Origin of the sequence: Pseudomonas sp. K2I15 (assembly GCF_002204795.1) — a bacterium.
Taxonomy (GTDB): domain Bacteria; phylum Pseudomonadota; class Gammaproteobacteria; order Pseudomonadales; family Pseudomonadaceae; genus Aquipseudomonas.
Genome location: NZ_NIXO01000108.1, coordinates 1 through 9,201, shown reverse-complemented (window position 1 = coordinate 9,201; position 9,201 = coordinate 1). Strand labels below are relative to the sequence as shown.

Below are 9,201 nucleotides of genomic sequence, written 5' to 3'. Positions count from 1 at the left end.
GTGTCAGTCAATACATCGGGTGACTGACACACCGCTTTCGCGAGCAAGCCCGCTCCCACATTTGGACTGCGGTGATCATCAAATCCCGTGCATAAAAAAACCGGCCTCGCAGCCGGTTTTTTTATTTCAACGGTTTAGAACGCAGCGTCCTTCAAACCGTCGAGGTAACGCTCGGCATCCAGTGCCGCCATGCAGCCTGCACCGGCGGAGGTGATCGCCTGACGGTAGACGTGGTCGGCCACGTCACCGGCAGCGAAGATACCTTCAATGTTGGTGGCAGTGGCGTTGCCTTCACGGCCGCCCTGCACAATCAGGTAACCGTCTTTGGCATCCAGCACGCCTTCGAACAACGAAGTGTTCGGGGTGTGGCCGATGGCGATGAACACGCCGTCGACTTTCAGCTCGTCGAAGCTGCCGTCGTTGTTTTTCAGGCGAGCACCGGTCACGCCCATGTTGTCGCCCAGGACTTCATCCAGGGTGGCGTTGAGCTTGAGGATGATCTTGCCTTCGGCAACGCGGGCATGCAGCTTGTCGATCAGGATCTTCTCGGCGCGGAAGGTCTCGCGACGGTGAACCAGGGTCACGGTGCTGGCGATATTGGCCAGGTACAGCGCCTCTTCCACCGCGGTGTTGCCGCCACCGACCACAGCCACTGGCTTGTTGCGGTAGAAGAAACCGTCGCAGGTCGCGCAGGCCGAAACGCCCTTGCCCATGAACGCTTCTTCCGACGGCAGGCCCAGGTAACGAGCGCTGGCGCCAGTGGCGATGATCAGCGCGTCACAGGTGTACACGCCGCTGTCGCCGGTCAGGCTGTAAGGCTTTTTCGAGAAGTCGACCGCGTTGATGTGATCAAACACGATTTCGGTTTCGAAGCGCTCGGCGTGTTCTTTCATGCGTTCCATCAGCACCGGGCCGGTCAGGCCGTGGACGTCGCCCGGCCAGTTGTCGACTTCGGTGGTGGTGGTCAACTGACCGCCCGCTTGCATGCCGGTGATCAGCAACGGTTTGAGGTTGGCCCGGGCAGCGTAGACGGCAGCGCTGTAACCGGCAGGGCCGGAACCGAGAATAATCACTCGCGAATGACGGGTATCAGACATGACTCACTCCTATCGACCGCCCGGACTACAGAACGGCTGGAATAAAAAAGGACCGCGAAGCACTTGGGGAAGGCTTGAACTCGCAGATCCTGAAAATAATGGGTGCAGCGTATAGAGGGAGGCAAGATTAAGGAAATACGGAATAACAATCCAGCTCATAGGTGGTCTCTATCCCGTGCCCTCTATTAATCGACACGTTTGTTACCGTTAATGTCGTAATGCGGGCCGTGCTTTCCCGGTTCTCGCAAAGCCGGTAAGGTCGGCGCGTTCGCCCCCATTGCCCGGAGTTATCCATGCCCGCCCCCGTTCTTTCAGGCCCACAATACCTGCGCGAAGGCCTCAAACTGGTGCTCAGCCCCGGCCTGCGCCTGTTTGTACTGCTACCGCTGGCAATCAACCTGATACTGTTCGTCGGGTTGATCTACTTCGCCGGCCATCAGTTCAGCCTGTGGGTCGACACGTTGATGCCGACACTGCCGAGCTGGCTGAGCTTCCTCAATTATCTGCTGTGGCCTTTATTCGTGGTGCTGGTGGTGCTGATGGTGTTTTTCACCTTCACCATGCTCGCCAACATCATCGCCGCGCCGTTCAACGGCTTTCTGTCTGAAAAGGTCGAAGTAGTGGTACGCGGCACCGATGATTTCCCGGCGTTCAGCTGGGCTGAGTTGGCGGCCATGGTCCCGCGCACCCTGGCCCGGGAAATGCGCAAGCTGGGTTACTTCCTGCCCCGGGCCATCGGCCTGTTTATCCTGTCGTTCATTCCGGTGGTCAACCTGGTGGCTGCGCCGCTGTGGCTGCTGTTTGGCGTGTGGATGATGGCGATCCAGTACATCGACTACCCGGCGGATAACCACAAGCTGGGCTGGAACGAAATGCTCGCCTGGCTGCGCAAGAAGCGCTGGCAGAGCATGAGTTTTGGCGGCATCGTTTACCTGGTGTTGCTGATCCCGGTGGTCAACCTGCTGATGATGCCGGCGGCGGTGGCGGCGGCGACGTTGTTTTGGGTGCGAGAACAGGGCGCCGAGGCCATGGCTGTTAAAAAGGCCTGAGCCGTCATAAATCCATCATCCAAAAGACACAATGACGACATGGCCCGCGCCGACACTGTGGGTCATGACGACAGCTTCGCTCCACATCACCCTGATTACCGAAACCTTCCCGCCAGAGATCAACGGGGTGGCCAATACCCTTGGCCGCCTGTGTGACGGTTTGCGCGCCCGCGGGCATCAAGTCGAACTGGTTCGCCCGCGCCAGGGCAGCGACCAGAGCCGGCCCAGCGACGATGGCCTGATGCTCTGCCGAGGCTGGCCGCTGCCAGGTTATCCGGGGCTGCAATGGGGCCAGTCGTCGATGCACAAGTTGTTGCGGCGCTGGACCCGCCAGCGCCCGGATGTGCTGTATATCGCCACTGAAGGGCCGCTGGGTTTGTCGGCACTGCGGGCTGCGCGGCGCCTGGGAATCAGCGTGGTGAGCGGCTTTCATACCAATTTCCAGCAGTATTCCAACCAGTACGGCCTGGGCATGTTGAGCCGGGTGCTGACCCACTATCTACGCTGGTTCCATAACCGTTCGACCCTGACCCTGGTGCCCAGCGCCAGCCAGCGCATGGAGCTGGAACGCCGCCACTTCGAGCGCCTGGGCATGCTCGCGCGGGGTGTCGACAGCCAGCTGTTTCACCCGGCCAAACGCGACAATGCACTGCGTGAAAGTTGGGCACTGAACAGTGAGCAAACTGCCGTGCTGCATGTGGGCCGCCTGGCCCAGGAGAAAAACCTCGGGCTGCTCAAGCGCTGCTTCGAGACCTTGCAGGACACCTATCCACTGCGCCAGATGAAACTGATCATCGTCGGCGATGGCCCGCAACGGGCAATGCTGGAAAAGGAACTGCCGGAGGCGATTTTCTGCGGCACCTTGCGCGGCGAAGAGTTGGCCAGGCATTACGCGTCCGGGGATCTGTTCCTGTTTCCCAGCCTGACTGAAACCTTCGGCAACGTGGTGCTGGAAGCCATGGCTTCCGGATTGGGTGTGGTGGCGTACGACCAGGCGGCCGCGACCCAGCATATTCGCCATGGCTATAGCGGTGTGCTGGCGATGCCGGGGGATGAGGAGGCGTTTTGCGATGCAGCCAATTGGCTGCTGGAAGAACGCGAGAGTTTAAGACGGGTGCGGCTCAATGCCCGGCAACACGCCAGCCGTCAGGGATGGCCGGCGATTATCGATCAGTTTGAGCGGCAGTTACGCGGTGTGTGCGAGGACGAGCAACCGGTGCCCGTCCTGTCGCCCCTTACACCAAAGTCGTCAACGCCTCACGACTGAACGGCAGGATGTCGCCTTCACGCCCTTCGCGCACTTTCAACGCCCAATCCGGATCCACCAGCAGCGCACGGCCCACGGCGACCAGGTCGAACTCGTCGTTGTTCAGGCGCTCCAGCAGGTTTTCCAGGCTGGCCGGTTGCGCAACCTTGTCGGTATTGACCATGAACTGCAGGAACTCGCCATCCAGGCCGACGCTGCCCACGGTGATGGTCGGCTTGCCGGTGAGCTTGCGGGTCCAGCCGGCCAGGTTCAGCTCGGAGCCTTCAAACTCCGGCTCCCAGAAACGGCGCGTGGAGCAGTGGAAAATATCCACGCCAGCATCCGACAACGGCTTGAGGAATTCACCCAGCGCCTCAGGGGTTTGCACCAGGCGCGCGGTGTAGTCCTGCTGCTTCCATTGGGAGAAACGCAAGATGATCGGGAAATCCGGGCCCACAGCGGCGCGGATAGCCTGGATCAATTCGATGGCGAAGCGCGAACGGTTGGCCAGGCTGCCGCCGTATTCGTCGGTGCGCTGGTTGGTGCCTTCCCAGAAGAACTGGTCCACCAGGTAGCCGTGGGCACCGTGGATTTCCACGCCGTCCATGCCGATGCTCTGGGCATCCTTGGCGGCTTGGGCGAACGCGGCGATCACGTCCTTGATGTCTTGCACGGTCATGCCGTGGACGACGACGTTGCCGTCCTTGAGTTTTTCGGTCGGGCCGTAGGCCGGCACGCTGGCATCCGGCTCGGTGCCGATACGCCGTACGCTGCCCACATGCCACAGTTGCGGAACGATCTTGCCGCCTTCGGCGTGGACCGCGTCGACCACTTTCTTCCAGCCAGCCAGGGCGGCTTCACCGTAGAAATGCGGAACGTTCGGGTAGCCGTTGGAGGCCGGGTGACCGACCACGGTGCCTTCGGTAATGATCAGGCCTACACCGGCGGCGGCACGGCGGCGGTAGTACTCGATCACTTTGGAATTAGGCACGCCGCCCGGGGAGAACGAACGGGTCATTGGCGCCATCACCACGCGGCTCGGCAGTTGCAGTGCGCCGAGCTGGAACGGTTTGAACAAGGCTTGGACAGGCATGGGAGCACTCCATCGGAAAGGAATTTATGATGTGGATAATATGGAGTGCGCAGCGTGCTGGATAGCACTATTGATTGGGGTGATTAAGGGGTAAAAGCGGGAAGGCATGGGGCTGCTGCGCAGCCCAGCGGGAGCAAGCTCCCTCGCCACAGAAGCTCACTCGACACTGCTGAACGTATCAGCTCAATGCTTTTTCGATCGCCTGCACGATGGCAGGGTCATCCGGAGGTGTACGCGGCGAGAAACGCGCCAGGACCCGGCCGTCTTTACCCAGCAGGAATTTTTCAAAGTTCCAGGTGATGTCCCCGGGGAACTCGGCGCCCTCGCCCGCCAGCAAGCGATACAGCTGGTGACGATCGTGGCCATTCACCTCAAGCTTGCTGCCCAAAGGAAAGGTCACGCCATAGTTGAGGCTGCAGAACGCCTGGATTTCTTCTTCCGTGCCCGGTTCCTGCCCGGCAAATTGATTGCACGGCAGCCCCAGCACGGTGAAACCCTGGGCCTTGTATTGCTGATAGAGGTTTTCCAGCGCAGCGTACTGTGGTGTCAGACCACATTTGGAGGCGACGTTGACCACCAGCACGACGTGCCCCTTGAAGGGCGCCAGAGGCAGCTCCTGACCATCCAGGGCTTTGAGTTTAAGGTCGTGGAAAGCACTCATGACGAACTCCAGATATCCCATGTTCTTCGTAACGGCCATTCGAGATTACAGCCGCCAAGTCGGCAAGAATAGCCGCCAAATGAAAAAGGCGCCCGAAGGCGCCTTTTTCCAACTGACAGAGCGTCGCTCAATCAATTAATGGTGGTGACCACCTTCGCCGTGCACATGGCCGTGGGCCACTTCTTCCTGGGAAGCGTCACGGATAGCGACGATCTTCACCTGGAAGTTCAGGCGCTGGCCAGCCAGCGGGTGGTTGCCGTCGACGGTCACGTCGTCGCCGTCCAGGTCGCGGATGGTAACGATCTGCATCTGGCCGTCCGGAGCGGATGCGTGGAACTGCATGCCCACTTCCAGCTCGTCGACGCCTTCGAACATGCTGCGGCTCAGGGTGCTGACCAGTTCGGCAGCGTATTCGCCGTAGGCATCTTCAGGTTCTACGGCAACGGTCAGTTCGTCACCGACCTCTTTGCCTTCCAGGGCCTTTTCCAGGCCCGGGATGATGTTACCTGCACCTTGCAGGTAGACCAGCGGCGCGCCGCCGGCAGAACTGTCGATGACCTCACCAGCGTCGTTGGTCAGGGTATAGTCAATGGAGACAGCCTTATTGGCGGCGATCGGCATGGGGCGAGACCTTTTGCAGAAGAATGAAGAACGGACAAGTCTAAACAAGGATTTGCACGAAAGCGAACACAACCCGGACGGACGGGGTCGAACAACTGACCCGACAGTCGCAGGATTTCACCAGGACGAAGACCAACACTGGGTCGTCGAGCTTTCCTGTGGCCACACCCAGCACTTGCGCCACCAGCCGCCGTGGCAATCCCGGGCCTGGGTCACGGACCCGGCGCAACGCCTTGAAAAAATAGACAAGCCCTTTACGTGCGGCTGGTGTGCGCAAGCCTCAGATAAAGATAACCTTGGCACCTGATTCCCGGTAGGCAGCCAGCCATAGGCCGCCACCGAAGCCATGCACCTCCAGAGAATTCGCATGCAGACTTTTTTTATCGCGCCCACCGATTTTGGTGTGGGTCTGACCTCCATCAGCCTTGGGCTGGTGCGTACCCTTGAGCGGGCCGGGCTGAAAGTCGGCTTCTTCAAACCGATTGCCCAGCCGCACCCCGGCGACACCGGCCCCGAGCGCTCCACCGAACTGGTGGCCCGTACCCACGGCCTGAAGCCGCCCCAGCCCTTGGGCCTGGCCCATGTAGAGCGGATGCTCGGCGACGGCCAACTGGATGAGCTGCTGGAAGAAATCATCACCCTTTACCAGCAAGCCGCCGTGGGCAAGGACGTACTGATCGTCGAAGGCATGGTGCCAACCCGCAGCGCCAGCTATGCGGCCCGGGTCAACCTGCACCTGGCCAAAAGCCTGGACGCCGAAGTGATTTTGGTCTCGGCCCCGGAAAACGAAGTGCTCACCGAACTCTCCGGCCGCGTGGAATTGCAGGCCCAGTTGTTCGGCGGCCCGAAAGACCCAAAAGTGCTGGGCGTGATCCTCAACAAGGTGCGCACCGACGAAAGCATGGAAGTCTTCTCGGCGCGGCTCAAAGAGCATTCGCCCTTGCTGCGCAGCGGCGATTTCCGCCTGCTGGGCTGCATCCCATACCAGCCGGAACTCAACGCCCCGCGCACCCGCGACGTGGCCGACCTGATGGGCGCGCAGATCCTCAACGCCGGTGATTACGAAACCCGGCGCATGACCAAAATCATCATCTGCGCACGCACCATGCGTAACACCGTGGAGCTGCTCAAGCCCGGCGTATTAGTGGTGACACCCGGCGACCGCGACGACATCATCCTCGCCGTCAGCCTGGCCGCCATCAACGGTGTGCCGTTGGCCGGCCTGCTGCTGACCAGCGACACCCTGCCCGACCCGCGCATCATGGACCTGTGCCGTGGCGCGTTCCAGGCCGGGCTGCCGGTGTTGTCGGTGAGCACCGGCTCCTATGAGACCGCCAACCTGCTCAACAGCCTGAACAAGGAAATCCCGATTGATGACCGCGAACGGGCGGAGATCATCACCGATTTCGTCGCCAGCCACCTCGATGCCCGCTGGCTGCACCAACGCTGCGGCACGCCGCGGGAGATGCGCCTGTCGCCGGCGGTGTTCCGCTATCAACTGATCCAGCGCGCCCAGGCAGCCAACAAGCGCATCGTACTGCCTGAAGGCAGCGAGCCGCTGACCGTGCAGGCCGCCGCCATCTGCCAGGCGCGCGGGATTGCCCGTTGTGTGCTGCTGGCCAAGCCGGCAGACGTGGAAGCCGTGGCCCGCGCCCATGGCATCGAGCTGCCCGAAGGCCTGGAGATTCTCGACCCCGACCTGATTCGCCAGCGCTACGTCGAACCGATGGTGGCCCTGCGCAAAACCAAAAGCCTCAATGCGCCGATGGCCGAACAGCAACTGGAAGACACCGTGGTGATCGCCACCATGATGCTCGCCCTGGATGAAGTCGACGGCCTGGTCTCCGGCGTCATCCATTCCACCGCCAACACCATTCGCCCGGCCTTGCAGTTGATCAAGACTGCGCCGGGCTGCACCCTGGTCTCGTCGGTGTTTTTCATGCTGTTCCCGGAGCAAGTGCTGGTGTATGGCGACTGCGTGATGAACCCGCACCCAAGCGCGGCGGAGCTGGCGGAAATCGCCCTGCAAAGCGCCGACTCGGCCGCCGCGTTCGGCATCACGCCCCGAGTGGCGATGATCAGTTACTCCAGCGGTGATTCGGCCACGGGCGAAGAAGTCGAGAAAGTCCGCGAAGCCACCCTGCTCGCCCACGAAGCCCAAAGCTCGTTGCTGATCGACGGCCCGTTGCAATACGACGCCGCCGCCAACGAAACCGTGGCCCGGCAACTGGCGCCCAACAGCCTGGTGGCGGGCAAGGCCACGGTGTTCGTGTTCCCCGACCTGAACACCGGCAACACCACCCACAAGGCCGTGCAGCGCAGCGCCGATTGCGTGAGCCTGGGGCCGATGCTGCAAGGCCTGCGCAAACCGGTAAACGACCTGCCCCGTGGGGCGCAGGTGGACGACATTGTGTACACGATCGCATTGACCGCGATTCAAGCCGCCAACCGACCTATGGATGTCTAAATGCTGGATTTTCTACCTGCCGCCGTGCGCGGGGTGATCGCCTCGCTGTTGCTGGCGTTGAACACCATCCTGTTGTGCTCGTTCCTGTTTATCGTGGCGCTGTTCAAGGCGTTGCCGTTTGCCAAACGCTTCAGCGAATGGCTGATGAACCACACCCACGAGGCCTGGATCAGCAACAACAAGGCCTGGATGAACCTGGTGCGGCGCACCCACTGGCACATCAAGGGCCTTGAAGGCCTGGACTATCAGCACTCGTACCTGGTGACCAGTAACCACCAGAGCTGGGTCGATATCATGGTGCTGCAATACGTGCTCAACCGGCGTATTCGCCCGCTGAAGTTTTTCCTCAAGCAAGAGCTGATCTGGGTCCCGGTGATCGGCCTGGCATGGTGGGCATTGGGCTTCCCGTTCATGAAGCGCTACACCAAGGCGTACCTGGAAAAGCACCCGGAGAAGAAAGGCAAAGACCTGGAAACCACCCGCAAGACCTGCGCGAAGTTTCGTCACAACCCGGTGGGCATTTTCAACTTTGCCGAAGGCACGCGGTTTACCCCCGGCAAACATGCCCAGCAAAAGTCACCGTTTCGCTACCTGCTCAAGCCCAAGGCCGGCGGCATTGCGTTTGTGCTGGATGCCATGGGTGAGCAACTGAAGTCGCTGGTGAACGTGACCATTCACTACCCGGGTGGGCGTCCTGGTTATTGGGATTTGCTGTGCGGGAATGTGAAGGACGTGGTGGTGCAGTTTGAAGAGGTGCAGATTCCGCCGCAGTTCATTGGCAAGAATTATGAGCAGGATGGGGAATATCGGTTGGAGTTCCAGGGTTGGATCAATGGGTTGTGGGAACAGAAGGATATGCTTCTCGACAAGCTTCACAAAGAGTTCCCAGAACGCCGCTGATCAAACTGTGGGAGCGGGCTTGCTCGCGAAGGCGGCGTGTCAGCCAATACATGTATGACTGATACAC

At 60.8% G+C, this 9,201-nt stretch carries 9 protein-coding genes; 5 read left to right on the top strand and 4 right to left on the bottom strand.

Annotated features, from left to right (window positions below; translation table 11 throughout):
• Positions 1 to 134: 134 nt before the first annotated feature.
• Complete coding sequence (gene trxB, locus CEC48_RS30040; protein ID WP_063033099.1) at positions 135 to 1,097, bottom strand: thioredoxin-disulfide reductase; 963 nt, start codon at positions 1,095 to 1,097, stop codon at positions 135 to 137.
• A 293-nt stretch (positions 1,098 to 1,390) separates the two neighbouring features.
• On the opposite strand from trxB, the gene cysZ reads away from it, so the two are divergent.
• Together cysZ and CEC48_RS30030 are read left to right on the top strand one after the other, a co-directional pair.
• Positions 1,391 to 2,146, top strand: a complete 756-nt coding sequence (cysZ, locus tag CEC48_RS30035; RefSeq protein WP_088427134.1) for a sulfate transporter CysZ — start codon at positions 1,391 to 1,393, stop codon at positions 2,144 to 2,146.
• Positions 2,147 to 2,210: 64 nt separating this feature from the next.
• The gene (locus CEC48_RS30030) at positions 2,211 to 3,413 is read left to right on the top strand and encodes a glycosyltransferase family 1 protein (RefSeq protein WP_088427133.1); all 1,203 of its coding nucleotides are present in this window, start codon (positions 2,211 to 2,213) and stop codon (positions 3,411 to 3,413) included.
• Here the strand turns inward: CEC48_RS30030 and CEC48_RS30025 are convergent.
• The 3 genes from CEC48_RS30025 to CEC48_RS30015 form a co-directional block, all read right to left on the bottom strand.
• Positions 3,382 to 4,485, bottom strand: coding sequence for an NADH:flavin oxidoreductase (locus CEC48_RS30025; protein WP_088427132.1), 1,104 nt, complete (start codon positions 4,483 to 4,485; stop codon positions 3,382 to 3,384). The genes CEC48_RS30030 and CEC48_RS30025 overlap by 32 nt on opposite strands.
• 178 nt (positions 4,486 to 4,663) lie before the next feature.
• A complete protein-coding gene (locus tag CEC48_RS30020; RefSeq protein WP_088427131.1) occupies positions 4,664 to 5,146 on the bottom strand; it encodes a glutathione peroxidase in 483 nt (160 codons plus the stop codon).
• Positions 5,147 to 5,281: 135 nt separating this feature from the next.
• A complete protein-coding gene (locus CEC48_RS30015) occupies positions 5,282 to 5,767 on the bottom strand; it encodes a peptidylprolyl isomerase (protein WP_003208457.1) in 486 nt (161 codons plus the stop codon).
• Here CEC48_RS30015 and CEC48_RS30010 point away from each other — a divergent pair.
• The 3 genes from CEC48_RS30010 to CEC48_RS30000 are packed head-to-tail and all read left to right on the top strand — an operon-like array spanning position 5,736 to position 9,134.
• Positions 5,736 to 6,074 (top strand): DUF3565 domain-containing protein, encoded by a 339-nt coding sequence (locus CEC48_RS30010; RefSeq protein ID WP_088427130.1) that lies wholly within the window; start codon positions 5,736 to 5,738, stop codon positions 6,072 to 6,074. The two genes, CEC48_RS30015 and CEC48_RS30010, sit on opposite strands and share 32 nt — an antisense overlap.
• Before the next feature lie 60 nt (positions 6,075 to 6,134).
• The gene (gene pta, locus CEC48_RS30005) at positions 6,135 to 8,234 is read left to right on the top strand and encodes a phosphate acetyltransferase (protein WP_088427129.1); all 2,100 of its coding nucleotides are present in this window, start codon (positions 6,135 to 6,137) and stop codon (positions 8,232 to 8,234) included.
• On the top strand, positions 8,235 to 9,134 hold the full coding sequence (locus CEC48_RS30000) for an acyltransferase (protein WP_088427128.1): 900 nt from the start codon (positions 8,235 to 8,237) through the stop codon (positions 9,132 to 9,134). It abuts the gene before it with no gap.
• The last annotated feature ends 67 nt before the right edge of the window (positions 9,135 to 9,201 follow it).